Source organism: Paracoccus shanxieyensis, from assembly GCF_009711265.1.
Taxonomy (GTDB): domain Bacteria; phylum Pseudomonadota; class Alphaproteobacteria; order Rhodobacterales; family Rhodobacteraceae; genus Paracoccus; species Paracoccus shanxieyensis.
In genome coordinates, this window is the sequence record NZ_WMII01000002.1 from 269,235 (window position 1) to 295,820 (window position 26,586).

Consider the following 26,586-nt stretch of genomic DNA (forward strand, 5'->3'; position numbering starts at 1 on the left):
CGGGTTCCTTCGGACCCCGGTCAGGCGCCCAGTTCTTCGGTCGGACCTGCCGCCATTTCCTCATCCCGCAGGCGGTGCAGGTGGGCGATGAAATAGCGGGTATGGGCGCTGTCCACGGTGCGCTGCGCTTCGGCCTTCCATGCGGAAAAGGCGCTGGCATAGTCGGGGAAAATGCCCACGATGTGGATCTGGTCGGTGTCGCGGAATTCGGTCCGGCTTGGGTTCACAAGCTCACCACCAAAGACAAGGTGAAGGCGCTGCGCCATCGTATTCTCCTGCTTCGCTATCCGGCGCGACCCTAGCCGACGCCCCGATCCGAACCAAGCCGATTCCGGTGGGCTTTGCATCAAATTCTTGGCGCTTGTCGTTTGATCGGGCAGGCGGAATCGCTTACGCCGAAAGGGCGGATGAAGGGCGCGTTCCGGATGTGATGACGTGGTGGTCGGTCGCATCTCGGGATGACGACAGGGATGGAGCACCGCAAGTCCCCAGGTTGCGGACGGTCTGTGGGGTGACCGTCCGCAACTTTCCGGCGTTACCGTTTCAGACATTCATCGCGTGCCACGGCATGTCGCGGGCCAGCCTTGGCCCGCGCGATATGCCCGCCGGTCCTGTCCCATGACACCGATGCAGAAAGGGGCGGCATTGCTGCCGCCCCTTCGATCTGATCCGCTGATACAGGCGCTTAGAACTGGATCGAGCGCGCCATGCCCGGATTTTCCAGCGGCGGAGCGAATTTGGTCAGTTCGATGCCTTCCACGGCGGCCTTGTATTCGTCGGCGCTGGGGGTGCGGCCCAGAATGGCCGACAGCACCACAACCGGGGTCGAGGCCAGAAGCGACTCGCCCTTCTTCTCGGCGGCATCTTCGACCACGCGGCCCTGGAACAGCCGGGTCGAGGTCGCCAGCACCGTGTCGCCCTTTTCGGCCTTTTCCTGATTGCCCATGCACAGGTTGCAGCCGGGACGCTCCAGATACAGGATGTTTTCGTATTCGGTGCGTGCCTTGGCCTTGGGCATCAGATCGTCGAATTCAAAGCCGGAATAGCGTTGCAGGATTTCCCAGTCGCCCTCGGCCTTCAGCTCGTCGATGATGTTGTAGGTGGGCGCGGCGACGACCAGAGGCGCCTTGAATTCGACCTTGCCATTGGCCTTTTCGACGTTCTTCAGCATCTGCGCGACGATCTTGATGTCGCCCTTGTGGACCATGCAGGATCCGACAAAGCCCAGATCGACCTTTTTCGTCGCGCCGTAATAGGACACAGGGCGAATGGTGTCGTGGGTGTAACGCTTGGACACGTCGGCATTGTTCACGTCGGGATCGGCGATCATCGGCTCGTCGATCAGGTCCAGATCGACCTCGACCTCGGCGAAGTATTTCGCATTGGCATTGGGGGCCAGCGCGGGCTTTTCACCCGACCGGATTTCCGCGATGCGCTTGTCGGCCAGGGCAATCAGACCCTGCAGCGTGCCTGCCGCGTTTTCCATGCCCTTGTCGATCATGATCTGGATGCGCGACTTGGCGATCTCCAGCGACTCGATCAGCGTCTCGTCCTGCGAAATGCAGATCGAGGCCTTGGCCTTCATCTCGGCCGTCCAGTCGGTGAAGGTGAAGGCCTGATCGGCCAGCAGCGTGCCAAGATGCACCTCGATGATGCGGCCCTGGAACACGTTGTCGCCGCATTGCTTCAGCATCTGGGCCTGCGTCGCGTGCACCACGTCGCGGAAATCCATATGCGGCTGCATCTTGCCCTTGAACGTCACCTTGACCGATTGCGGGATCGGCATCGTCGCCTCACCCGTGGCCAGCGCCAATGCGACGGTGCCGCTGTCCGCGCCGAAGGCCACGCCTTTCGACATGCGCGTGTGGCTGTCGCCGCCGATGATGATCGCCCAGTCGTCCACGGTGATGTCGTTCAGGACCTTGTGGATCACGTCCGTCATCGCGTGATAGACGCCCTTGGGGTCGCGCGCGGTGATCAGGCCGAAGTTGTTCATGAACTTCATCAGCTTCGGAATGTTCGCCTGCGCCTTCTTGTCCCAGACCGAGGCCGTGTGGCAGCCCGACTGATAGGCTCCGTCGACCAGAGGCGAGATGACGGTGGCCGCCATCGCCTCAAGCTCTTGCGCGGTCATCAGGCCGGTGGTGTCCTGGGAGCCGACGATGTTGACCTTGACGCGCACGTCAGATCCGGCGTGCAGCACCTTGCCCGGCGTCACGCCCACGGCGTTGCGGTTGAAGATCTTTTCCACCGCGGTCAGGCCCTGACCCTCGATCGAGATTTCCTTGTTCGGGGCAAAGACCGGCGTGGCCTCGACGCCCAGCGTTTCGGCGGCAAAGGTCTGCAGCTTCTTGCCGAAGACGATGGCATAGGACGACCCGGCCTTCATGAATTCGACCTTTTGCGGCGTGAAGGCGCTGGCCACATCGACGAGTTCCTTGCCGGATTCGTCGCACAGCTTCTTGCTGTCGGTGTCGATCTTCAGGACGGTGCCGGTCTCGACCGAATAGGTCTGTTCCAGGATCGGGTTGCCGTCATTGTTCAGGATCGGCTTGCCGTCCGCGTCGGTCTTTTTCACCCAGTTCTTCAGGTTGATGCCGATGCCGCCGGTCACGTCCACCGTGGTGGCGAAAATCGGCGAGATGCCATTCGTGCCGGCGACCACCGGAGCCACGTTGACGAAGGGGACATAGGGGCTGGCTTTCTTGCCGGTCCACAGCGCCACGTTGTTCACGCCCGACATCCGCGACGAGCCGACGCCCATCGTGCCCTTTTCGGCGATCATCATGACGCGTTTGTCGGGGTGCTGGGCCTGCAGCGCGACGATTTCCTGCTGCGCTTCCGGCGTGATCATGCACTGGCCATGCAATTCGCGGTCCGAGCGCGAATGCGCCTGATTGCCCGGCGACAGCAGGTCGGTCGAGATATCGCCTTCGGCGGCGATATAGGTCACGACCTTGATTTCCTTGTCGATATCGGGAAGCTTGGTGAAGAATTCGGCCTTGGCATAGCTTTCCAGAATGCCCTTGGCGATGGCGTTGCCCGCCTTGTATGCGTCGCGCAGACGGAACATGTCGGCATCATACAGGAACACCTGCGTCTTCAGCACGTCGCCCGCCTTTGCGGCGATGTCGCCTTCGCCAAGCGCGATGTCCAGAAGCACCTCGACCGAGGGGCCGCCCTTCATATGCGACAGCAGTTCCAGCGCGAAATCGGGGGTGATTTCGGGGACGGTGGTTTCGCCCAGCACGATCTTTTTCAGGAACTTGGCCTTGACGCCTGCGGCGCTGGTCGTGCCGGGCAAGGTGTTGTAGATGAAGAATTTCAGGGAATCTTCGCGGTGTTCGCTGTCGGGCGTCTCGATCTGCGCGATCAGTTCCTCGACCAGCGCGCCGTCGTCGATGGGCTTGGGGTGCAGCCCGGTGGTCTTGCGCGTTTCGATTTCGGTTAGGTAGTCTGTGTACAAGCTCATGACGATCCCTACGAGTCAGTCCCGGAAGCAGCTATAGCACCGTCTCGTGACAATCTGGCGAGCGGCGGCAAGCTATTGTATGCGGATGTATACTGATCGGGGTCGCGTATCAAGAGGCCAAGGCGGGATACAGCCATGCCGCCAGCGCCGGACCGGAGCCGCGATGCTAGCAGGAAAACCATATTTGCCAAGGGGATCGGCTGGTGCGGGCGGCGGGACTTGAACCCGCACGGCCTAGGGCCCAGGGAGTTTAAGTCCCATGCGTCTACCATTCCGCCACGCCCGCGCCATGCAGCGTGGCTAGCGGGCGCGGGGGCGGTTGGCAAGCGCTTAGAAGGCGCGGGTCGGGCGGTCGAAGACCTTGCGGCCCATCAGCGAGCCGACCAGATCGACCATGGCCCGCGCGGTCTTGCCGCGTTCGTCCAGAAACGGGTTCAGCTCGACCAGATCCAGCGAGGTCATCAGCCCGGATTCGTGCAAAAGCTCGCAGACCAGATGCGCCTCGCGGAAGGTGGTGCCGCCGGGAACGGTGGTGCCGACAGCGGGTGCAAAGGACGGATCAAGGAAATCCACGTCAAGGCTGACATGCAGCATGCCGTTTGCGGCGCGCACGCGGTCAAGAAAGGCACGCAGCGGCGCGACGATGCCCTGTTCGTCCAGCACGCGCATGTCGTTCACGGTGATCTCGGTTTCGGCAAGTGCTGCATGTTCCGCCGGATCGACCGAGCGGATGCCGAACATGCAGATGTTTTCGCCCGGCACCGGCGCGGGAAAGGGCGGGAAGGGATCAAAGCCCGCGCGTCCCGCCGCATAGGCCATGGGCGTGCCGTGCAGATTGCCCGAGGTCGTCGTCTCGACCGTGTGAAAATCGCTATGCGCGTCCAGCCAGATCACGAAAAGCGGGCGACCCGCCGCATCGGCATGGCTTGCCACGCCCGCGACCGTGCCCAGGGACAGCGAATGATCGCCGCCCATGAAGATCGGCAGGCCATCGGGCATGGCAGTGCTGGCCGCGGCGGCCAGCGCCTCGGTCCAGGCGATGGTTTCGGGCAGGTGATGCACGGCGGCATTGGCGCAGGTCTGGCCGCGACCGGGGGCGGGCACGACATCGCCGCGATCCTCGACCGTGTGGCCCAGATCGGTCAGCGTCCGGGGCAGCCCCGCCACGCGATAGGCGGCGGGCCCCATCAGACAGCCGGGGCGGCGCTGGCCTTCATCGACCGGCGCGCCGATCAGGATGCAATGGGTCATCATGTCTCCTTTGCGGGATGCTGACCCCTGCCGGGATCAGGTGCGGATTCCCTTGAACCGCTCTTGCCAATCGTCGCGCTGATCGTCGCTGATCTTGGCAAACAGCACATCAGGGGTGGTAAACGCATGACCGGCGGGCAGCGTTTCCAGCGCGGCGCGGGCGTCAGCGGGCCAGTCGCGATCCGTGGTCTGCATCGCGGCCAGCATCGCATCCGCGGCAAAGGGGATGAAGGGCGCAGACAGCACCGCGTAAAGCCGGATCAGGTTCAGCCCAAGACGCACCTGCATGGCGGCGCGGGTCTCATCGGTCTTGATCGTGGTCCACGGTGCGGCGGATTGCAGATATTCGTTGCCCAAGACCCAGATCGCCCGAAGCTCGGCGGCGGACTTGCGCACCTCCATATTGTTCATGAAGCCTTCATAGGCGCGGATGCGGGCGTCGATGGCGTCGATCAGCGCCAACTCCTCGGGGCCGTATGCGCCGCCCTCGGGCACCACCTCGCCGAATTTCGAGCGGCAGAACTTGGTGATGCGGCTGACGAAATTGCCCAGAACATCGGCCAGATCCTTGTTCACCGATTGCTGGAAATTGTCCCATGTGAATTCTGCATCGCCGGATTCGGGCGCGTGCGACAACAGCCACCAGCGCCAGTAATCGGCGGGCAGGATCGACAGCGCCTGATCCATGAACACCCCGCGCCCTTGGCTGGTCGAGAACTGGCCGCCATCATAAGTCAGGTAGTTGAAGGACTTGATGTAATCGACCAGCTTCCAGGGCTCGGCCGAGCCCAGAATGGTGGCCGGGAAGCTGAGCGTATGGAACGGCACGTTATCCTTGCCCATGAACTGGGTATAGGTCACGTCCTGGGCGCCTTCGTCCAGACGCCACCAGCGGCGCCACGCGGCATCGGGTTCGCCGCGCGCATCGGTGCATTCGGCGGTTCCGGCGATATATTCGATCGGGGCGTCGAACCAGACATAGAAGACCTTGCCCTCCATCCCCGGCCACGGCTGATCGCCCTTCTTGACCGGGATGCCCCAGTCCAGATCGCGGGTGATGCCCCGGTCCTGCAGCCCTTCGCCATCGTTCAGCCATTTCTTGGCGATCGAGGTGGTCAGGATCGGCCAGTCGGTCTTGCTGTCGATCCACGCCGCAAGCTGGTCGCGCATCCCGCGCTGGCGCAGATACAGATGCTTGGTCGAGCGCACTTCCAGATTGGTCGAGCCGCTGACCGCGCTGCGCGGATTGATCAGATCGGTCGGATCAAGCTGCTTGGTGCAGTTTTCGCATTGATCGCCGCGCGCCTTGTCATAGCCGCAATTCGGGCAGGTGCCCTCGATATAGCGGTCGGGCAGGAAGCGGGCATCGTCGATGGAATAGATCTGGCTTTCCTCGACCTCGCGGATCCAGCCGTTTTCGTCCAGCTTTCCGGCGAAATGCTGGGTCAGGACGTGGTTGCGCTCGGACGAGGACCGCCCGAAATGGTCAAAGGACAGGCCGAAATCCGAGGCGATCTGTGCCTGCGTGGCGTGCATTTCCGCGCAATATTCCGCGACGGGCTTTCCGGCCTTCTTGGCGGCCAGTTCGGCGGGCGTTCCGTGTTCGTCGGTGGCGCAGATGAACATCACCTCGTGTCCGCGCTGGCGCTGATAGCGCGCGAACAGATCGGCGGGCAGCTGCGAGCCGACCAGATTGCCGAGATGCTTGATCCCGTTGATATAGGGAATCGCCGAGGTGATGAGATGCCGGGCCATGTTCGCGTCCTTCGTGGTCGGCGCCATGTCTAGCCGCGATGGGGCGCGATGGAAAGTGGCGCGAAATCGACGGTCGCGGGGACGCAAGCGCCCCGACATGGGGATCAGTTGGGCAGAATGAAGCCCTGCACCGGGTATTGCGACCCAAGCTGACCCGGCACGCTTTCCAGCCGCACCATCGACCAGTCGTTATCCTTGGACACATCGACCGCCAGCATGTCGCGCGACACCTTGTTGCGCTGCCAGTTGGTGTGATCCAGCCGCACCTGACGATCCGACAGCATCTTGGACACGACGGCGACATGGCCGTTCGGGTTCTTGCGCGTGGCCGCAAAGCTCATGACCGAGCCGATCTGCGGCTGGTTGCTGCGGGTATAGCGGCCCTTGGCCTGCGCCCACCACGTCTTGGCATTACCGTAAAGGTCGATGCCCGACAGATCGCGGGCAAAGGGCACGCACCAGACGCGCTGGCCGCGGGTCTGCTTGCGCTCAACCTCAAGCAGAGCGTTGGTCAGGCGGTCTTCGGAAATGCGTCCGATGCTGATGTCGGATTTGGTCGAGATGCTGGCATGTTCGGTGGCGCAACCCGCCAGCGTCAGAACACACAAAGCCGAGATCGCACCAACGGCGCGAAGTTTTTTGATCGCGAACATGAAGGGGCTTCTCGCCTTGACTATCCCGTCCGCATCCCTAGCAGTTGTGTCTTTTTTATCGCAACCACACAATCTGTGACGGATCCGTCATCGGCGGGAACCTGCCGGAAAGCTTGATTTCCACACGACCGTTCGGTAATTCTGCGCGTCTTGACGTTTTTACGACAGCCGCCCAGCCGTCGAAAGCGCCGCCCAAGCAGGAGCCCGCCATGATCCGCCAGCAAAAGCTGACCCCCTCATTCACCTTCGCTTTGGTGGCCGGCACGACGCTGACCTTTCTGGCCGTCGATCTGACCCTGCATGACAACGTGCGCGAGATCTTCAAGGAAGGGCATACGATCGAGCTGATGTCGGCGGTGCTGCCCATCGCCACGGCGCTGCTGTGGTTCGCCGCAGGGGCCGATGACCGGCAGGGCAGGCAGTGGCATCTGCCGGTGATCCTGCTGCTGATGGCCCTGCGCGAGATGGACATGGACAAGCGCCTGACCAGCGAAGGCATCCTGCAATTGCGGCTTTACAGCGGGCCCTCGCCACTGGTCGAAAAGCTGGCCGGGCTGGCCATCGTCGCGCTGATCCTGATCTGCGGCTGGCGTCTGCTGCGCATCACCGTGCCGCGGATGCTGGCGGGGCTGCGCGCGGGCAGGGCGGCAAGCTGGCTGTCGCTGCTGGCCGGTATCAGCATCGTCGTCGCCAAAACGCTGGACGGGGCCGACCGCAAGCTGGCGGGCTTTGGCATCACGCTGGACCCGGCGCTTGGCGTGGCATTCGGCCGGGTCGAGGAGGCGCTGGAACTGGCCGCCATGGTCATGCTGTTGCAGGCGCTGGTCTATTTCCTGCGCGATCAGGCGCGGCGGCAGGCTAGCGCCTTGCGCAGCACATCGGCCACGCGGTCGCTGCAGGGGCGCGCGCCGTCGAAAACCTCGGACAGCGGCACCCATGCCGCGTCCAGCGCATCGTCCGCCGCCGCAGGCTGACCCGACACAAAGGCGCACAGCACCGCCGCCAGCAGGAAATGAAACCGAAGGGCGCCATCCGCCCCGCGTTCGATCACGTCGATATTGTCCAGATAGGCCAGCGGGCGGGCGATGACGCCGGTTTCCTCGGCCAGTTCGCGGGCGGCGGCCTCCAGCGCGGTTTCCCCCGGCTCGACATGGCCGCCGGGAAAGCCCCACAGCCCGGCATCGGGCGGATTGCGGCGCTGGACCAGCAACACGCGGTCACCGTCCAGCACGACCGCCAGCGCGGCAAGGCGCGGCAGCATCAGCGCGCGCGCTCAGCGACGGCGGTCGCGGCGCGAGCTCATGGGCTGGAAGGCGACGCCGACATGCGCCTCGCAATAGGGTTTGCCCGCGACCGAGGGCAGGCCGCAGAACCAGAACTTGTCCGTCGCGGGATCGCCGATCGGCCATTTGCAGGTGCGTTCGGTCAGATCCATCAGCGTCAGCTTGCGGGCGCGCTTTTCAACCTCGCGGACCGAGGCCAGCGCCTCGGGGCTGATCTCGTTGGCCGAGGGCTGCGGCGGCAGCGGCTGGCCTGCGGGCACGATGGGGCGGCGGTTGAAGTTCACCGCCTGTGGTGCGGGCGCGGGCGCAGGTTCGGGCTGCGGCGCGGCGGCTGCGGCGGGCTTCGGCGCCGGTTCGGGCTTCGGGGCCGGCTCCGGCTTCGGTTCGGGCGCGGCGGCCGCAGCGGGGGCGGGCGCGGGCTTCACCTCGGGCGCGGCGGGGGCCGCCGCTTCGCTGCCGTCTTCGGCGCGGTTCGACAGGCCAAGGCGGTGCACCTTGCCGATCACGGCATTGCGGGTGACGCCGCCCAGTTCCTTGGCGATCTGGCTGGCCGACTGGCCGTCGGCCCACATGCGTTTCAGCGTCTCGACGCGCTCATCGGTCCAGGACATGGCTTGCCTTTCCTGCATCCGGGCCTACCCGGTGCTTCTTCGTTCAGTGGCTTCAATTCCGCAGAGCCCGGCCTTAGAACCGGGGATAGCCAGATTTACCTGCCCGAACCCGTAATTTCAAGGAGCGCAGATGCAAACCAGTCAGCCCGGCTTTCGTCAGATGGGCGTGCGTCGCTTTGGCCGTGTCAACTGGCTGGGCCTGTATACCCTGACCCGGCGCGAGATCATGCGCTTCATGAATGTCTGGCAGCAGACGATCTTTGCGCCGCTGATGACCTCGGCGCTGTTCGTGGTGATCTTTGCCTTGGCGCTGGGGCAGAATCGCGGTGCGGTGATGGGGCTGCCTTATCTGGCGTTTCTGGGTCCGGGCATCCTGATGATGACGGTGATCCAGAATGCCTTCGCCAACACCTCGTCCAGCATGATCTCGGCCAAGATGCAGGGCAATATCGTCGACACGCTGATGCCGCCGCTATCTGCCGCCGAGATCCTGACCGGCTATCTGCTGGGCGCGCTGGTCCGGGCGCTGATCATCGCGATGGCGATTGCGGCGGGCATGGCGCTGGTGATCGGGCAGGGCATCGCGCATCCGCTATGGGCGCTGGCCTTCGTGGTGCTGGGCGCGGCCTTGATGGGCGGGCTTGGGCTCTTGGGCGGCATCGTGGCGCAGAAATTCGACCAGATGGCGGCCATCACCAATTTCATCGTGACGCCGCTGTCCTTTCTGTCGGGCACCTTCTATTCGGTCGAGGCGCTGCCCCCCGCCTTCCGTGTGCTGGCGCATTGGAACCCGATCTTCTATCTGATCGACGGCGCGCGCTATGGCATCGCGGGCGTGTCGGACGCGCCGCCCCTGCGCGGGCTGCTGGTCTGCCTGCTGGCCGTGGCGGTTGTGCTTTATGTCGCGTGGCGCTGGCTGAAGACCGGCTATCGGATGAAGCCCTGACGCCCGCTCGGAAAGCCGTTGCGCGGGCCTTTCATCCGCGCTACCTAGGCGGCATGATCGTTCGGATTGCTCATATCGCCCGTCCCCGACGTTGATCCGTTCAACGTCCGATCCCGCCTGCCTTCATCGTTGGTGCCGCGTCACGCGGCCGTTTCCAGCCATAGGACCATTCCATGATTTCGCACGTCCTGCCGACCTATAGCCGCGCCGATCTTGCCTTTGAAAAGGGCGAGGGCGCATGGGCCATCGCGACGGATGGAACCCGATATCTGGATCTTGGCGCGGGCATTGCCGTGAACGCGCTGGGTCATGCCAATCCCGATCTGGTCGCGGCGCTGACCGAACAGGCGGGCCGGATCTGGCATGTCTCGAACCTGTATCACATTCCGCAACAGGAACAGCTTGCGGATCTGCTGGTCGAACACACCTTTGCCGACACCGCCTTCATCACCAATTCCGGCACCGAAGCCGCCGAACTGGCGATCAAGATGGCCCGGAAATACTGGTATGAAAAAGCCGAGGACCGCATCGAGATCCTGACCTTCGAGGGCGCGTTCCATGGCCGCTCGACCGGGGCGATCGCGGCGGCGGGTTCGGAAAAGATGGTCAAGGGCTTCGGTCCGCTGATGCCGGGCTTTCGCCAGTTGCCATGGGCCGACATGGCGGCGCTGAAAGCCGCGATCAGCGACAAGACCGCCGCCGTCATGCTGGAACCCGTGCAGGGCGAAGGCGGCATCCGTCCGCTGGCCGACGAGGATCTGCGCCTGATCCGCGAGCTGTGCGACCAGACCGGCGCGCTGCTGATCCTTGACGAAGTGCAATGCGGTATGGGCCGGACGGGCAAGCTGTTCGCGCATGAATATGCGGGCATCACGCCGGATATCATGATGGTCGCCAAGGGCATCGGCGGCGGCTTCCCGCTGGGCGCGGTGCTGGCCACGGAAAAGGCCGCGGCAGGCATGGTTGTGGGCTCGCACGGGTCGACCTATGGTGGCAATCCGCTGGCCTGTGCGGTCGGCGTCCGCGTCATGCAGATCATCGCCGATCCCGCCTTTCTGGCCGAGGTGAACCGCAAGGGCGCGCTGCTGCGCCAGAAGCTGGAAGGGCTGGTGGCAAGCCATCCCGACATCTTCGAGAGCGTGCGCGGGCAGGGGCTGATGCTGGGGCTGAAATGCCGGATCGCGCCGGGTGATCTGGTCAAGGCGGGCTATGCCGAACACATCCTGACGGTTCCGGCGGCGGACAATACCCTGCGCCTGCTGCCGCCGCTGAACATCACCGACGATGAGATCGGCGAGGCGGTGGCCCGGCTGGACCGGGCTGCCGGCAGGCTTGATGGATAGGATCGGCTTCCGGCCCGTCGCGCGCGCCGATCTTCCCATGCTGGAAGGCTGGCTGCACGATCCCCGCGTCACCCCATGGTGGCGCGGGCCCGAGGCGCAACTGGCCGGGATCGAGGACGATCTGGACGAACCCGTCATGCGGCAATGGCTGGCGATGCTGAACGACCAGCCCGCCGCCTATGCGCAATTCTATCCCGCACATCACTGGAAAGCCCCCGAATTTCTGGGCCTTCCGGCAAATGCGCTGGCCATCGACTGCTTTTCCGGCCCCGACGGCTTTGGGCATGGCGCGGCATGGATCGCCGCTTTGGCCGAACGGCTGCTGGTCGAAACCCCGGTGCTGGTCATCGACCCCGAACCTGCGAACCTGCGCGCGATCCGCGCCTATGCCAAGGCGGGCTTTGCGGGCGAGGCGCTGCGCCCTGCCGAAGACGGCACCATGGTGCGCATCATGACGCGCCACCGATGACGGCAAAACGCGCAAATGCCCCATGAAATGCCGGGCCGGGCCTTGACCTTCCGCAGGCAAACCGGCTTCCTTGCCCGATCAATCCGAAAGACGTGAAGAATGAACAGTTTCCTCGACATCCACACCACCGACAAGGCAGCCTTGCGCGGCATGATCGACAATGCCCGCCGCATGAAGGATGCCCGCGCCGGACAGCCCAAGGGGGCGCTGGATGGCGAATTGCCGCTGAAGAACCGCATGGTGGCGCTGATCTTTGAAAAGCCCTCGACCCGCACGCGCGTCAGCTTCGATCTGGGCGTGCGTCAGATGGGCGGGCAGACAATGGTGCTGTCGGGCAAGGAAATGCAGCTGGGCCACGGCGAAACCATCGCCGACACGGCCCGCGTGCTGTCGCGCTATGTCGATCTGATCATGATCCGCACCTTCGAGGAAGCGACGCTCTTGGAAATGGCGGAACATGCCACCGTGCCCGTCATCAACGGGCTGACGAACCGCACGCATCCCTGTCAGATCATGGCCGATGTCATGACCTTCGAGGAACATCGCGGCCCCATCGCCGGGCGCAAGGTGGTCTGGTCGGGCGACGGCAACAATGTCTGCGCCTCGATGATCCATGCGGCGGGTCAGTTCGGTTATGATTTCACCTTCACCGGCCCCTCGACGCTGGACCCCGAGGCCGAGGCTCTGGCCTTTGCCCGCGCGCAAGGCGTGAATGCCGTGATCGAGCGTGATCCGGCGCTGGCGGTGCAGGGTGCCGATCTGGTGGTGACGGATACTTGGGTCTCGATGCATGATCCGCAATCCGCGCGCGAGCGGCGCCACAACCAGTTGCGCGGCTATCAGGTGAATGCCGCGCTGATGGCGCAGGCCAAGCCCGAGGCGTTGTTCATGCATTGCCTGCCCGCGCATCGCGATGATGAGGTCACCAGCGAGGTGATGGACGGCCCGAACTCGGTCATCTTCGACGAGGCGGAAAACCGGCTGCACGCGCAAAAGGCCATCATGCGCTGGTGTCTGAACACCTGAGCCGCCGGGCAGCCACGCAGCCTTGGCAGCCGTTCGGGGCCAAGGCGGTCTGCCGGTGCGCGATCACGCCGGCTCTGGCTGTGACGTGGTGGGCGAAAGGTGCGGCGTTTTATCGCGACGATCACCGCGCGAGGCGGGATTGCGCAATATCTGGCCGCAGCGGATAAGTCTGCATCCGGTCACGCCGTATCCAGTAGCCAGATGAGCCCGCCTTTGGTCGGGCCTGCTGATGAAACCAAAGCCGTCTGCCCCGTTCCCAATGCGCAAGCCTCTGGTCAGTCCGCGACCGACCAGTCTGCGGGGGCCACGGCGGTGCCGCCGTGACGCCCCGGACAAAACCGCGCCGGTGCGACCATGCGGGAAGGCCCGCCCCGGATCTGGGGCGGGCCTTTGCTTGGCTCAGTTCTCGCGGAAGGCGCGGGTGAAGTAATCGCTGAGCGGCTTGATCAGATAGGCAAACGGGCTGCGTTCGCCGGTCTGGATATAGATCTCGACCGGCATCCCCGGCACCAGCGCCAGATTGCCCAGCTTGGCCAGCTGTTCGGGCGGGATCGTCACCTCGGCCCGGTAATAGCTGGCATGGGTCGTCTGGTCGATCAGCGTATCGGGCGACACGCGGCTGAGCACGCCGTCGATCTCGGGCGTCGTGCGCGATGAGAAGGCCGAGAAGCGCAGCACGACCTCCTGGCCCGGCTGGATTTCGTCGATATTGATCGGCGAGACGCGCGCGGCGATCACCAGCGGGCGGTCCTGCGGTATGATATAGACGATGGGATCGGCGGGGCGGATGACCGAGCGCGGGGTGGTGACCTGCAATTCCTGCACGATCCCCGATACCGGCGAGCGGATCTCCAGCCGCGAGACCTGTTCGATCAGCCCGCGCCGACGCTCGGCCAGCTCCAGCTCGCGATAGCCCAGATCGCGCAGTTCGGTTTCGGCCTGCTCGCGATAGGTGGCGGTCTTTTCCAGCCGCGACAGGTCGATTTCGGCAAGCTGGGTTTCCGCCTCGGCGCGCCCGGCGGTGGTCTGCCCGATCGAGCCGTCCAGCCGTGCGGCCTCGCGTTCCAGGGCCAGCACGCGCGGCGCCTGCGCCAGACCCTTTTCCAGCAGCGAGCGTTGGTCGCGCAATTCCTGCCCGATGAAATCGCGCTGCTGCTGCAAGGCACGGCCCTGCGCGTCGATGCCGCTGATCTGCGAGCGGACCTGATCGCCCTGTTTGGCAAGCTGGCCCAAGGATTGCGACAGCGTGTCCAGCCGGGCGTGGAACAGGCTGGCCTGACCGTCCATCACCGCCTGCAATTGCGGGTGATCCTTGACGGCGGACAGGATTTCATCGGGGAAGGTGATGGTCTTGCTGTCGGCCCGCTCGGCCTCCAGCCGGCCACGGCGGGCCAGAATTTCGTAATACTGCCCCTCGACGATGGCCAGTTCGGTGTTCAGCAACGTGCCGTCCAGCCTGACCAGCGGCTGGCCCGCGGTGACGGTTTCGCCTTCGTGGATCAGGATGTCCTGCACGACACCGCCATCGGGATGCTGCACGACCTGACGGCGCTGCTCGACCTCGACCTGACCCGAGGCGACGACGGCCCCGGCGATCCGTGCGGTGACGGCCCAAAGCCCGAACCCGCCGATCAGCAGGACCAGCGCGACAAGCCCAAGAATGATCGCGCCACGCGCTGACCATTCCGGGCGTCTGGGCGGCGGGGCCGGGGGCGTCATCGGTTTCGGATCGGCGGTCACGACTTCGACCGGCGCAAGATGCGGGCGGGGATCGGTCATGTCACGCCTCCGCCCTGACCTTGGGCGCGGTTGATCTGTTCGGCATTGCGCACCATGGATTTCAGCACCTCGTCGCGGGGACCGAAGGCGCGGCGCATCCCGGCCTCCATCACCAGCAGCATTTCGCATTCGGTGATCGCGGCGGGGCGGTGGGCCATGATGACGACCGCGCCGCCACGCGCCTTGATGTTACGGATCGCAAGGTTCAGCGCCATCGAGCCTTCGTTGTCGAGGTTCGAGTTCGGCTCATCCAGCACGAACAGCACCGGATCGGCATAAAGCGCGCGGGCCAGACCGATGCGCTGGATCTGGCCGCCCGACAGCCGCCCGCCGCTTTGTGTGACCGGCGTGTCATAGCCCTGCGGCAGATCAAGGATCATGCGATGCGCGGCGGCGGCCGTGGCGGCGGCCACGATGCGCTGCGGATCGGGATTGGGTGACAGGCGCGCGATGTTTTCGGCGATGGTGCCGTCGAACAGCGTCACCTGCTGCGGCAGATAGCCGATCAGGCCGCCCAGAATATCGGGCTCATACTGGTCCAGCGTTGCGCCATCCAGCCGGATGTGACCGCCGCCGACCGGCCATGCGCCGATCAGCGCCCGCGCCAGCGTGCTTTTGCCCGCCCCCGAGGGGCCGACGACACCCAGCGCCTGACCCGGCGCGATGTCGAAGCTGACGCCGCGCAGCGTGGCCATGTTGCTGCCGGGGGGCGCGACGGTCAGGTTGCGGACCTCGATCCGGGCGGCGGGGCGGGGCAGGGGTGTGCGATCAACCGGCGGCGGGCGGCGCGACAGCAGATCGCCCAGCCGTTCCCAGCCGTCCTGCGCCCGCTGCACCATGGACCAGCCGCCGACGACCTGTTCGATGGGCGCAAGCGCGCGGCCCATCAGGATCGACGAGGCGATCATCGCGCCGGGCGTCACTTCCTGACGCAGCACCAGCCATGCCCCTGCGGCCAGCAGCGCGCTTTGCAAGAACAGCCGGAAGCTGCGGGAAAACACCGTAAAGCCCGAGGCGCGGTCGCTGCCCTCGATCGTCGCTTCGGTGGCGCGGTCGCGCGCCGCCTGCCAGCGCCGGAACGTGGCATCGCGCATCCCAAGCGAGCCGATCAGCTCTCCCTCGGTCAGATACATGTCGGACATGCGTTCGGCCGATTGCGAGGCGATGGCCGATTTCTGCAGCGCGCTCTTGCTGAGCCATTGGTTCAGCAGCGTCGTCAGCACCAGAACCAGCAGCCCGCCAAGCGCCACGGCGCCCAGAAACCAGTGGAACAGAAACACGGCAGCCAGAAAGAACGGCGCCCATGGCAGGTCGAACAGCGCCATCAGCACGGGCGATCCGATCAGCCGCTGCACCGCGTCCAGATCGCGCATGCCACCCTTGACGGCAGCATCCGACGAGGCCGCGCCGTGACCGTCCTGCAGCGCGGCCTTGAAGACCCGCCCCTCCATCTTTTCCTGAAAACGTGCGGCGACGCGGGCCATGACGCGGTTGCGCGCAAGGTCCAGAACGCCCATCAGCAGGAACAGAAACACCACCAGCAAAAACAGCGCCGTCAGCGTCTCGACCGAGCGGCTGGCCAGCACGCGGTCATAGACCTGCATCATGAACAGCGGTCCGGTCAGCATCAGCATGTTGACCGCGAACGAGAACAGCCCGACAAAGGCCATCAGCTGCCAGCCCGTGCCGCGCGCCTTGCGAAGCTCACCCCGTCCGTCGTGTCGCATCGGCGGCAAAGCCATGCCGGTTCCTTCCATTCAACGTCTGCCGGGCTTGCCCGGAGTTGCCCATGCACATATTCCAAAGCGACAACGCCCGATAGCCGCGTTTATTCCATGAAATCGTGGACCGGCTGTAATTCGCCCCTTGCCTTGGGCAATATAGACGAAAGGTTAGAGAAGTTTGAATCGCGGTGCTATTTTACTGGGTTTTTCCCTGCTTGTCCTGGCGGGATGCAGCCGCGAACGTGGCCCCGACGGGATCAGCGACCCTTACGAGCCGATGAACCGGGGGTTTCACGCCTTCAATCGCGGGCTTGATTCGCATGTCGTCAAGCCACTGAGTGGCGGAATGTCCTCGGACGGCGACGGGCCGGGGCTGGCCAGCCGGGCCGTGACGGGCGTGGGCAATTTCGGCTCGAACCTTGCCGAGCCGGGCAAGGCGGTGAACCATCTGCTGCAAGGCAAGCCGGAACCGGCCGTCAAGACGGTGTTCCGCTTTCTGGTCAACACCACCGTCGGTCTGGGCGGTTTCCTTGATCCCGCCACCGCCGATTTCGCCCTGCCCGAACAGGACACCGATTTCGGCCAGACCCTTGCCGTCTGGGGCATCCCCGAAGGCGCCTATCTGGAACTGCCGCTGCTGGGCCCCTCGACCGAGCGGGACGCGGTGGGCAAGGTCGTCGATCTGGTCGCCGATCCGATGGGCGCGGTCCTGAACCGCGATCAGCGCGTTCTGGGCTTTGGCGCGCGGCTGGTCGGCAAGGCCGGAGAGCGGGGCGAATATGGCGACACGGTGGATTCCGTGCTTTATGACAGTGCCGACAGCTATGCGCAGACGCGGCTGATCTGGCTGCAGCATCGCCGTCACGAACTTGGCGAGGAAGGAGAGGCAATTGACCCTTATGCCGAATGAGACGCGCCGCGGTTTTCTGGGCCTGATGGGTGCGGGGCTGGCCTTTGCCGTCACGCCCGCCCATGCCGCGCTGACCCCCGATCAGGCGGGCGCGCTGGTGCAGAAATCCATGGATGAGGTCTATGCCGTCATCAACTCGGGCCAGCCCGAGCCACAGATGCTGAAAGGCTTCGAGGCGATCTTTGCGCGCTATGCCGATGTGAACATCATCGCCCGCTCGGCGCTGGGTCCGGCGGCGCGGCAGGTCTCGGCCAGCGAGTTCGCGGCCTACAAGCAGGCGTTTCAGGGCTATATCGGCCGCAAATACGGCAAGCGCTTCCGGGAATTCGTCGGCTCGAAGATCGAGGTGACGGGCGCGCGGCCGGTGAAATCCTTCATCGCCGTCAGCACGGTCGCGCATCTGAAAGGCCGCAGCCCGATGGAGATGGAGTGGCACGTGTCCGACAAGTCCGGCAAAAGCCTGTATTTCAACATCATCATCGAGGGCATCAACATGCTGGCCTCGGAACGCGCGGAAATCGGCGCGATGCTGGCCCGGCGCAAGGGCGATATCGCGGCGCTGACGGCCGATCTGCAACAGGCGGGCTGAAACGGGCGGGCTGAGCCCAAGCCTAAAGCCGCAATCGAAAAAGGCCGGTCGCTGGGACCGGCCTTTTTGCTTAGTAAACGCCGTCGATGCCGCGCAAGGCTGCGGCCAGCGGATCGTCGGGCGATATTTCCGTATCCATGCCATCGGTGGATGAGGTTTCCGCCGGGAAGGTCGGTACCGTGCCGCCCGACTGAATGGTCGAGGCGTCCTGCAGGCGGCGGCCCGGTTCACCCTGCGGCTGCATCGCGGGATCCTGCGGGGCGGGGGCCGCGCCTTCGGGCTGGGGCTGACCCAGCGCCGAGGACAAGGCCGCCGCCAGCGGATCGGATGCGCCATCCGCGCCGCCCGAGCTGACGACATGCGGCACCGCGCCCGAGGCGTCAAAGACGAAGCTGCCCAGCGATTCCACCGGCAATCCTTCATGGATCTCGGTCATCACGGCCTGCCAGATCTCGGCGGGCAGACCGCCGCCGGTCACGCCTTTCAGCGGCTTGTTGTCATCATTGCCCAGCCAGACGCCGGTGACATATTGCCCGGTAAAGCCGATGAACCACGCATCGCGATAGCTGGAGGTGGTGCCGGTCTTGCCGGCTGCCGGACGACCCGCCAGCTTGGCGCGACCGCCGGTGCCGTGCTGGATGACCTGCTCCATCATGCCGATCAGCTCACCCGCCGCCTTTTGAGAGATGACGCGCTGGCCCATGCCGCCCGACTGGCCGATCAGCGGCTGATCGTCGCCCTTGATCTGCAATTCGACCAGACCATAGGGACGGACCGCCGTGCCGCCGTTGCGGATGCCCGCATAGGCGCTGGTCATGTTCAGAAGCGTCGATTCCGACGCGCCCAGCCCCAGCGCGGGACCGCTGGCAAGGTTGTTGGCAAAGCCGAAATCCTGCGCGATGCGGCGCACGGCGTCGCGCCCCGCGATTTCCTGCAGGCGCACGGTCGCGGTGTTCAGCGAATTGGCCAGGGCGCGGGTCAGCGTCACCTCGCCGTAATAGCGGCGGGTATAGTTCTGCGGCGACCATGGGGCCGATCCGGGGATGCGGATGGTCAGCGGGCCGTCCTCGATCAGGTCGTTCGGGCTGTAGCCCTGATCCAGCGCTGCGGCATAGACGAAGGGCTTGAAGCTGGATCCGGTCTGACGGTTCGCCTGCGTGGCGCGGTTGAACGTGCCCGACACGGTATTGTCGCGCCCGCCGATCATCGCGCGCACCGCGCCATCGGGCGACATGACGACAACCGCCGCCTGCGCCGTCGATCCCTTGGCCACCTTTTCGTCAAAGACGCGTTGCAGCGCGCGTTCGGCGGCGCGCTGGATGCGTTCGTCGAAGGTGGTCTTGATGGTCACGTCCTCGGTGGTTTCGCTGGTCAGGAAGCCCGGCCCGGTCTCCATCACCCAATCCGCGAAATAGCCGCCCGCCCGCGCCGCCGCCGCCTTGGACAGCACGGCGGGATGGGCCTTGGCATCGGCGAATTGCGCGTCGTCCAGATAGCCCTGATCGTGCATCAGCCCCAGAATGACACTGGCGCGATCCTGCGAGCGTTCAAGGTTCGAGGTCGGCGCGAAATAGCTGGGGGCCTTCAGCAGCCCTGCCAGCATCGCGGCCTCGGCCGGGGTCACCTCGGCTGCGGATTTGCCGAAATAGCGCTGCGAGGCGGCCTCGAAGCCGCGCGCGCCCGCGCCCAGATAGGACCGGTTCATATAGATGTTCAGGATATCCGCCTTGGAGTATTTCGCCTCCATCGCCATGGCATAGGGGATTTCCTTGACCTTGCGCCAGATCGTCGACTGGCGGCACTCGGCCTCATACTCGGCTTCGGATTTCCAGCGCGTCGGATCGAAGCTTTCGCCCAGACACAAGAGCTTCGAGACCTGCTGCGTGATGGTCGAGCCGCCATTGCCCGACAGCGGACCGCGCCCCGCCGCCATGTTGATGCGGATGGCGCTGGCAATGCCCTGCGGATCCACGCCGATATGGCGATAGAAGCGCTTGTCCTCGGTCGCGACGACGGCGTTTTTCAGCGCAGGCGCAATCTTGTCGGAACTGACCATGCCAAAAGTTTCACCGCGCCAGGCGAAAACCTTGCCATCGGTGTCCAGCATGGTGACCGAGCCGCGGGCACGTCCGTCGAAAAGTGCCGAAGCCTCGGGCAGGGTGGTGTAGAAGTAAAACGTGGCTGCGGCGACGATGGCGGCGACGGTCAGCGCCAGCCGCCAGAACGATCCCCAGACCACGCGCCAGACCAGAACGACGATCCCGGCGATTCCCCGCGTCAGGAAATTGCCGCGTTTCGGCGGACGTGATCCGCCCGAGCCACGGCGTTTTGCGGGCTGTTTCGTCGGCTTTTGAGTGGGTTGGTCGAAATTGCGCTTGTCAGCGACAATCCGGCCATTGCCGGTCGGTTTCTTCATGCCTGTGTTCCTGCCCGGCCGCTTCGCCGGCCATGTTCCGCAGCAAGATACAGGAAAGGCAAAGGGAATAGAACCGCGATGACCTATCAGTGAACTGCCCCGCAAAGCTGCAAAGGGGATTTGTGCTGATGAAAAAATGGGCGTGATGAATCAGCGGGCAGCGAATGGCTGCACAAGTCTTGTGCTTTCCGCCCGCGCCCGCGTTTTCTGGCCACAATTTGGAACTTCTGCGACGCAGAGAGAGGGTGCAGGACAGATGAAAAGACTAACCGCGATCAAACCCCTGATCCCGGCGCTCGCCATGCCGCTGGTCGGGCTGGCGGCATTGCCGGCGATGGCGCAGGAGGCGGTGGATGCGACGACCACGGCCGTTGCAGAAACCGTGGCCCCCATCGTGGACAAGGGCGACGCCACATGGATGATGGTCTCGGCCATTCTGGTCATGGCGATGTCGATCCCCGGCCTTGCGCTGTTCTATGGCGGTCTGGTCCGCGCCAAGAACATGCTGTCGGTGCTGATGCAGGTCTTTACGATCTTCTGCATCATGGCGCTGCTTTGGGTCTGCTTTGGTTATTCGCTGGCCTTCACCGGCGCGGGTTCCGCCGAAGAGGCGACCTGGCTGACCCCGTTCATCGGCGGCTTCTCGAAAGCGTTCCTGTCGGGCGTCGATGCCTCGTCGCTGGCCGAGACCTTCACCACGAACGTCTTCGTGCCGGAATATGTCTTCATCACCTTCCAGCTGGCTTTCGCCTGCATCGCCAGCGCGCTGATCGTCGGCGCCACGGTCGAGCGGATGAAGTTTTCGGCCATGCTGATCTTCGTCGTGATCTGGTTCTTCTTCAGCTATCTGCCCATGGCCCACATGGTCTGGTGGTGGGGTGGTCCCAGCGCCTATGACGCGCCCGGCGGCTATCTGTTCAGCCATGGCGATCTGGACTTTGCCGGCGGCACGGTCATCCACATCAACGCAGGTATCGCCGGCCTTGTCGCCGCGATCATGGTCGGCCCGCGCCTTGGCTATGGCAAGGAACTGATGGCGCCGCACAACCTGCCCTTCACCTTCATCGGCGGCTGCCTGCTGTGGATCGGCTGGTTCGGGTTCAACGCAGGTTCGAACATGGAAGCCACGGGCGTTGCTGCCATGGCGCTGCTGAACACCGTCGTCGCGACCGCCGCTGCCGCGCTGGCATGGGCCTTTGGTGAGTGGCTGTTCCGTGGCCATCCCTCGCTGCTGGGCGGGATCTCGGGTGCGATTGCCGGTCTGGTGGGCATCACCCCGGCTGCCGGTTTCGTCGGTCCCATGGGTGCCATCGTCATCGGTCTGGCTGCGGGCTTCCTGTGCATGTGGTTCGTCGTCAGCATCAAGGCCAAGCTGGGCGTGGACGAGTCGCTGGACGTGTTCGGCATCCACGGCATCGGCGGCATCGTCGGCGCGATCCTGACGGGCGTGTTTGCCGCGCCGTCGCTGGGTGGCTCGGGCGTGTTCGACTATTCGACCGGCGCGGTGGCCGAGGGCTACAACATCGCCAGCCAGGTGATGACCCAGACGCTGGGCGTCGTGGTCGCGGTGGTCTGGTCGGCAGTCGTGTCCTTCGTGGCGCTGCTGATCGTCAAGGCCGTCGTCGGCCTGCGCGTGCCTGCCAATGACGAACGTCAGGGTCTGGACACCACCACCCATGGCGAAAACGCCTATAACAACTGATCGGGCCTGCGCCCGACACGGAAAAGCCCCGGCATTGCGCCGGGGCTTTTTCGTTTCCTGTCTTCAGTTGCTGTCCGGTGATGCCCATCGCAGGCGATAGCTGAAGCTGTAATGCCATGCCTGACTGCCTGCCTGTCTGGCGGTCAGTGCAAGTCCCGCGTCGCGCCGGGTGCTGCCCGGTTCGATCATGCCGTGCTGGCCGCCGCAGCTTGCCACCCCGGCCAGATAATGCGGCGCGACCAGATCCAAGGCGATGGGCAGCGACAGGCGCAGCCGGGACATTTGCGCAGGGTCCGCCGGGTTGACCGACAGCCGCCCGCAGACGGTGACGATGTCGCCCAGACGGGTCCACATCGCCTCGAACGCGCGGCAACCGGCGATATTGGCATCCACAGTCAATGTCGGGATATAGACGCCGCTGTCGTTCTGAATCGGCGGCACGCCGCCCTTTTCCTCGGATCGGCGGATGTAATAGCCGATCTCTTCCTTGGCCGATGGGGCGACATGAACGGCGTTGTCGTCGGGATCCCAGCTCTCGATTCCGGTGGTGTCCAGACTGACCAGCGTGCGGCGGGCCGGATCGCGCGCGGCGATGCGGCGAATGGCCGCGTACCAGTGCAGCCGGGGCGTTTCGATCCCCCTGCCATACGGCCATGGCGTAACCATCAGAACCGAGGTCGAGGCCGTCATGTAAGCCGCGATCTGGGCAAGGATCAGATCGAAATCGCGGCTTTCATAGGCGGCCGAATAGGCGAAATCCGCCTCGGTCGGCCAGATGAACACGCGGTCAAAGCGCTGGTGCGCGCCGTGCAGGCCAAGCCAGTCAAAGGCCGCGGCGATATTGCGGGCGAAAACCTCGGCCATGCGCGGCGCCTGCGCATAAAGCCGCAGCTTGGCGCCCGGCTTGGGCGGCCAGCCTGCGGTTCCGGTGATCGTCACCGGCTGGCTGCGCCATGTACCATGATCGGTTGCGGCGGTGGTGCTGGTGAACGTGACATGGCAGCCCTTGGGGTCGGATGCCAGTTCGATCCGGCCGGGATAGAACGGGTCCATGCCCATGTCGCGTGCGCCCAGATAGCGTGCAAGGCCATTCCGGTCCGTCTTGGAAAAGCGCAGCAGGCCATCATTTGCACCGATGCAGCCCGCGCCGGGATCGTCGGTTTCCGTTCCGCTCCACAAGTAAGGATCACCGACAAGCGCCCGCACGCCGGTTCCACCGCGGGCCACGACGATCAGGTAATGATCCTCGGACGGGCGGGCGCGGGCCAGTTCGGCTGCATAGGCCAGCGGCAAACGCAGCGGCGCCTGTGCCGCAGGAATGAAGGCCGAGCCGGTCGTGGCATCGGAATTCCCGGCCCATGCACCGCCGTTCCAGACGAACAGATTGCCGGGCGGCGGATCGCGCCAGCCATTTTCGTCGGCGACCCCGACGAAATTCGGCGGAGATCAGCAGAAAATCACCCGAACGGGGCGGGTGCGCACCGGCCCGTTGCTGGTCACAAGCGCGTCAGTCGGATGCATCCAGATCTCATAAGTTGGGGCGGCTGCGGCGTCAGGCGGTCAGGAGATGCGCGACACCACGAAATCCGCCAGTTCCGACAGGATGTTGCGCAATTCATGGTCGGGCGTGGCCTCAAGCGCGGTCTTGGCGCGGGCGGCCCAGTCCAAGGCGTCGCGGCGCGCCGCATCCAGTGCGCCACGGCGGCGCAGGATCTCAAGCGCGGTTTCCAGATCGCCATCGCTCTGCTGGCCCTTGCCGATGGTGCGGTCCCAGAAGGCGCGCTCATCACCGTCGGCTGCGGCAATCGCCTTGATGACGGGCAGCGTCAGCTTGCGTTCGCGGAAATCATCCCCGACATTCTTGCCGATCACCTCGGCCGAGCCGCCGTAATCCAGCAGGTCATCGACAATCTGGAAGGCGATTCCCAAGGCATCGCCGTAATCGAACAAGGCCTGCTGCACGGTCGCATCGACATTGGCAATGACCGCGCCCGCCTCGGTCGCGGCGGAAAACAGCGCCGCGGTCTTGCCGCGCACGATCTGGATATAGGTGTCTTCGGTGGTGGCCACATCCTGCGCGGCGGTCAGTTGCAGCACCTCGCCTTCGGCGATGGTGGCGCTGGCATTGGCAAGGATGCGCATGACCTCCATGCTGCCGGTATCGGCCATCAACTGAAAGCTGCGCGCGAACAGGTAATCGCCGACCAGCACGCTGGACTTGTTGTCCCACAGCAGGTTCGCGGTCGGACGCCCGCGTCGCTGCTGGCTTTCGTCCACCACGTCATCATGCAAAAGCGTCGCGGTGTGGATGAATTCGACCGCAGCCGCCAGCAGCAGATGCGCCTCGCCGCAATAGCCGCACAGCCGCGCGGCCCCCAGCACCAGCATCGGGCGCAGACGCTTGCCGCCCGCCTCGACCAGATGGGCGGTGACCTCGGGAATGCGCGGCGCGTGACGGCTGGCCATCCGGTCGCGGATCAGCGCGTTCACGGCCTGCATGTCCTTGGCCAGTTCGCTGGCCAGACGGTCCAGCGGCTTCGAGACGTTTTCGTTCATGCCCATCTGCCATTCCCTTTTGCTGGCAAGCCATTGCCACGCCATGGACAGCGGCGCAACAGGCGCTTAACTTTTGTCCGTATGAAGGAAGTTTTGCGCACCACCAATCCGCTGCTGATCACCCGCGCCGCCGACCTGCTGGAATCCGAGGGAATCGCCGCATTCCCGCTGGATCAGCACATGAGCGTGCTGGAGGGATCCATCGGCATCCTGCCCCGGCGACTGATGGTCGCAGACCGGGATCACTTCATGGCGACGGCCATTCTGCGCGACAATCAGATCGGGCATGACTGAACCGCGCCGCGACGGCTTTCTGGGCGGGCGGCTGTCCATCGCGCAGCCCGTGGCGGGCTATCGCGCGGGGGCGGATGCGGTGATGCTGGCCGCCGCATGTCCCGCGCAGGCAGGCGAAAGCGTGCTTGAACTGGGCTGCGGCGCGGGCACGGCGCTGTTCTGCCTTGGCGCGCGCGTGCCCGGCCTGCGGCTGACCGGGTTGGAGGTTCAAGACAGCTATGCCGCGCTGGCGCGCGAAAACGCCGACCAGAACGGCATCCCGGCGCGGATCGTCACCGGCGATCTGACGCGAATGCCGCCGGAACTGCGCGCGGAAAGCTTTGATCATGTCATCAGCAATCCGCCCTATTTCACCAGCGGCACCGTTGCGCCCGATGCCGGGCGCGGCACGGCCCGGCATGAAGACGCACCGCTGTCGCTTTGGCTGGAAACCGCGCTGCGCCGGTTGCGCCCCGGCGGCTGGCTGACGCTGATTCACCGCGCCGAACGTCTTTCGGTGATTCTGTCCGTTCTGGGGGCAGGGGCGGGCGAGATCACGATCTTGCCAGTCAGCGCGAGGATCGGCCGCGATGCGGGCCGGATTATCGTTCTGGCGCGCAAGGGGGCAAAGGCGCCGCTGCGGCTGCTTTCGCCCTTTATCATGCATGAAAAACCGTCACATTCCGCCGACGCCGAAGACCTGACTGCCGAAGCTCACGCCGTTTTGCGCGACGGCGCGCCGCTCAACCTGCGGGGGCGGTGATTTCCGATGACAATATGACGATTCTATGTTGGACTTGGTCCTGTTCGATCAATCCACGAGGAGGACGATATGTCGGTAGAATCCCACGTTCAGGAGCTTCGCCGCAAACATCAGTCACTTTCAAACCAGATTGAGGCAGCGCATCGCAGCCCCGCGACGGATGACCTCTCGATCTCGCAGATGAAGAAGGAAAAACTGCGTCTTAAAGAAGAGATCACGCGCCTTTCGCATTGACCGAAAGCTGCGTCGGATCGTCGACACACTCTTCCAGAACGTGCAACGGCCCGCGACAGGATCGCGGGCCGTTGTGGTTTTCAGGCCGGTTTCAGACGAAGAACTGTCCGCCATTCGCCGTGATGGTCGAGCCGGTGATGAAGCCCGCATCCTCTGAGGCCAGAAAGACCACGCAGCGCGCGATTTCCTCGGGCTCGCCCAAGCGGCCGACCGGGATTTGCGGGATGATCCGCTCGTTCAGCACCTTTTCGTCGATGGCCCGCACCATCTCGGTTCCGATATAGCCGGGGCAGATCGCGTTGACGGTGATGCCCGCCCGTGCACCTTCCTGAGCCAGCGCCTTGGTAAAGCCCAGATCGCCCGCCTTGGCCGCCGAATAGTTCGCCTGTCCAGCCTGACCTTTCTGGCCGTTGATCGAACTGATATTGACGATTCGCCCGAATTTGCGGTCGCGCATGCCAGACCAGACCGGATGGGTCATGTTGAACACCCCCGTCAGGTTGGTGTCGATCACTTCCTTCCACTGCGCGGGTGTCATCTTGTGAAACATCGCATCGCGGGTGATCCCGGCATTGTTCACCAGAACCGCAATCGGCCCCAACTCCTCTTCGACCTGAGCGATGCCAGCGGTGCAGGCATCGTAATCGGCGACCGACCATTTATAGGTCTTGATGCCGGTTTCGTCGGTGAATGCGCGCGCGGCATCGTCATTGCCCGCGTAATTCGCCGCCACCGTATATCCTGCCGCCTGAAGCGCCTTCGAGATGGCCGCGCCAATCCCGCGCGACCCGCCGGTCACCAATGCAACCTTCGCCATAGTTCTCCCCCCGC

General features: G+C 64.6%; 23 protein-coding genes and 1 tRNA gene. 10 read left to right on the forward strand and 14 right to left on the reverse strand.

Features of this window, described 5'->3' with window-relative positions; translation table 11 throughout:
- Window positions 1–20 precede the first annotated feature (20 nt).
- The 8 genes from GL284_RS03300 to GL284_RS03335 form a co-directional block, all read right to left on the reverse strand.
- Window positions 21–266 (reverse strand): DUF4170 domain-containing protein, encoded by a 246-nt coding sequence (locus GL284_RS03300; RefSeq protein ID WP_155043214.1) that lies wholly within the window; start codon window positions 264–266, stop codon window positions 21–23.
- A gap of 419 nt (window positions 267–685) precedes the next feature.
- Window positions 686–3,472 (reverse strand): bifunctional aconitate hydratase 2/2-methylisocitrate dehydratase, encoded by a 2,787-nt coding sequence (locus GL284_RS03305; RefSeq protein ID WP_155043215.1) that lies wholly within the window; start codon window positions 3,470–3,472, stop codon window positions 686–688.
- 201 nt (window positions 3,473–3,673) lie between these two features.
- Window positions 3,674–3,758, reverse strand: a tRNA-Leu gene (locus GL284_RS03310).
- 44 nt (window positions 3,759–3,802) lie between these two features.
- Window positions 3,803–4,726: an arginase gene (gene rocF, locus GL284_RS03315; RefSeq protein WP_196216732.1), complete on the reverse strand. Its 924-nt coding sequence runs from the start codon at window positions 4,724–4,726 to the stop codon at window positions 3,803–3,805.
- 33 nt (window positions 4,727–4,759) lie between these two features.
- On the reverse strand, window positions 4,760–6,478 hold the full coding sequence (gene metG / locus GL284_RS03320) for a methionine--tRNA ligase (protein WP_155043217.1): 1,719 nt from the start codon (window positions 6,476–6,478) through the stop codon (window positions 4,760–4,762).
- Between the two features lie 104 nt (window positions 6,479–6,582).
- Window positions 6,583–7,131 (reverse strand): CHAP domain-containing protein, encoded by a 549-nt coding sequence (locus GL284_RS03325; protein ID WP_155043218.1) that lies wholly within the window; start codon window positions 7,129–7,131, stop codon window positions 6,583–6,585.
- An 841-nt stretch (window positions 7,132–7,972) separates the two neighbouring features.
- A complete protein-coding gene (locus GL284_RS03330; RefSeq protein ID WP_155043219.1) occupies window positions 7,973–8,392 on the reverse strand; it encodes an NUDIX hydrolase in 420 nt (139 codons plus the stop codon).
- Window positions 8,393–8,404: 12 nt separating this feature from the next.
- Window positions 8,405–9,025, reverse strand: a complete 621-nt coding sequence (locus GL284_RS03335; protein ID WP_155043220.1) for a GcrA family cell cycle regulator — start codon at window positions 9,023–9,025, stop codon at window positions 8,405–8,407.
- A gap of 130 nt (window positions 9,026–9,155) precedes the next feature.
- Between GL284_RS03335 and GL284_RS03340 the strand changes: the two genes are divergently transcribed.
- From GL284_RS03340 to argF, 4 genes are all read left to right on the forward strand, one after another.
- Window positions 9,156–9,971: an ABC transporter permease gene (locus GL284_RS03340; protein WP_230382960.1), complete on the forward strand. Its 816-nt coding sequence runs from the start codon at window positions 9,156–9,158 to the stop codon at window positions 9,969–9,971.
- Between the two features lie 173 nt (window positions 9,972–10,144).
- On the forward strand, window positions 10,145–11,314 hold the full coding sequence (locus GL284_RS03345) for an aspartate aminotransferase family protein (RefSeq protein WP_155043221.1): 1,170 nt from the start codon (window positions 10,145–10,147) through the stop codon (window positions 11,312–11,314).
- Complete coding sequence (locus tag GL284_RS03350) at window positions 11,307–11,783, forward strand: GNAT family N-acetyltransferase (RefSeq protein ID WP_196216733.1); 477 nt, start codon at window positions 11,307–11,309, stop codon at window positions 11,781–11,783. The genes GL284_RS03345 and GL284_RS03350 overlap by 8 nt, the downstream gene beginning before the upstream one ends.
- 99 nt (window positions 11,784–11,882) lie before the next feature.
- On the forward strand, window positions 11,883–12,809 hold the full coding sequence (argF, locus tag GL284_RS03355; RefSeq protein WP_155043223.1) for an ornithine carbamoyltransferase: 927 nt from the start codon (window positions 11,883–11,885) through the stop codon (window positions 12,807–12,809).
- Between the two features lie 399 nt (window positions 12,810–13,208).
- On the opposite strand, the gene GL284_RS03360 is transcribed toward argF, so the two are convergent.
- Window positions 13,209–14,588, reverse strand: coding sequence for an HlyD family type I secretion periplasmic adaptor subunit (locus GL284_RS03360; RefSeq protein WP_155043224.1), 1,380 nt, complete (start codon window positions 14,586–14,588; stop codon window positions 13,209–13,211).
- Complete coding sequence (locus GL284_RS03365; RefSeq protein WP_155043225.1) at window positions 14,585–16,330, reverse strand: type I secretion system permease/ATPase; 1,746 nt, start codon at window positions 16,328–16,330, stop codon at window positions 14,585–14,587. Before GL284_RS03365 ends, GL284_RS03360 begins: the two co-directional genes overlap by 4 nt.
- A gap of 160 nt (window positions 16,331–16,490) precedes the next feature.
- Here GL284_RS03365 and GL284_RS03370 point away from each other — a divergent pair, with 160 nt between their 5' ends.
- Together GL284_RS03370 and GL284_RS03375 are read left to right on the forward strand one after the other, a co-directional pair.
- Window positions 16,491–17,222, forward strand: a complete 732-nt coding sequence (locus GL284_RS03370) for an MlaA family lipoprotein (RefSeq protein WP_255453246.1) — start codon at window positions 16,491–16,493, stop codon at window positions 17,220–17,222.
- Window positions 17,212–17,811: an MlaC/ttg2D family ABC transporter substrate-binding protein gene (locus GL284_RS03375; RefSeq protein ID WP_155043288.1), complete on the forward strand. Its 600-nt coding sequence runs from the start codon at window positions 17,212–17,214 to the stop codon at window positions 17,809–17,811. Before GL284_RS03370 ends, GL284_RS03375 begins: the two co-directional genes overlap by 11 nt.
- A gap of 70 nt (window positions 17,812–17,881) precedes the next feature.
- Here GL284_RS03375 and GL284_RS03380 read toward each other — a convergent pair whose 3' ends face one another.
- Window positions 17,882–20,227, reverse strand: a complete 2,346-nt coding sequence (locus GL284_RS03380) for a transglycosylase domain-containing protein (protein ID WP_155043227.1) — start codon at window positions 20,225–20,227, stop codon at window positions 17,882–17,884.
- 256 nt (window positions 20,228–20,483) lie between these two features.
- Here GL284_RS03380 and GL284_RS03385 point away from each other — a divergent pair, with 256 nt between their 5' ends.
- Entirely contained in the window at window positions 20,484–21,929 is a 1,446-nt protein-coding gene (locus GL284_RS03385) for an ammonium transporter (RefSeq protein WP_155043228.1), read from the forward strand.
- Between the two features lie 63 nt (window positions 21,930–21,992).
- On the opposite strand, the gene GL284_RS03390 is transcribed toward GL284_RS03385, so the two are convergent.
- Window positions 21,993–23,222, reverse strand: coding sequence for a hypothetical protein (locus GL284_RS03390; RefSeq protein WP_155043229.1), 1,230 nt, complete (start codon window positions 23,220–23,222; stop codon window positions 21,993–21,995).
- A 267-nt stretch (window positions 23,223–23,489) separates the two neighbouring features.
- Window positions 23,490–24,491 carry a polyprenyl synthetase family protein gene (locus tag GL284_RS03395; RefSeq protein WP_155043230.1) on the reverse strand — a complete coding sequence of 334 codons (1,002 nt, stop codon included), beginning with the start codon at window positions 24,489–24,491 and terminating at the stop codon, window positions 23,490–23,492.
- A gap of 75 nt (window positions 24,492–24,566) precedes the next feature.
- Here GL284_RS03395 and GL284_RS03400 point away from each other — a divergent pair, with 75 nt between their 5' ends.
- From GL284_RS03400 to GL284_RS03410, 3 genes are all read left to right on the forward strand, one after another.
- Complete coding sequence (locus tag GL284_RS03400) at window positions 24,567–24,779, forward strand: putative signal transducing protein (RefSeq protein ID WP_155043231.1); 213 nt, start codon at window positions 24,567–24,569, stop codon at window positions 24,777–24,779.
- Complete coding sequence (locus GL284_RS03405) at window positions 24,772–25,521, forward strand: tRNA1(Val) (adenine(37)-N6)-methyltransferase (protein WP_155043232.1); 750 nt, start codon at window positions 24,772–24,774, stop codon at window positions 25,519–25,521. Before GL284_RS03400 ends, GL284_RS03405 begins: the two co-directional genes overlap by 8 nt.
- 69 nt (window positions 25,522–25,590) lie before the next feature.
- The gene (locus tag GL284_RS03410) at window positions 25,591–25,755 is read left to right on the forward strand and encodes a YdcH family protein (protein WP_155043233.1); all 165 of its coding nucleotides are present in this window, start codon (window positions 25,591–25,593) and stop codon (window positions 25,753–25,755) included.
- 91 nt (window positions 25,756–25,846) lie between these two features.
- Here the strand turns inward: GL284_RS03410 and phbB are convergent, their stop codons facing one another.
- The gene (gene phbB / locus GL284_RS03415) at window positions 25,847–26,572 is read right to left on the reverse strand and encodes an acetoacetyl-CoA reductase (RefSeq protein ID WP_155043234.1); all 726 of its coding nucleotides are present in this window, start codon (window positions 26,570–26,572) and stop codon (window positions 25,847–25,849) included.
- Window positions 26,573–26,586: the final 14 nt, after the last annotated feature.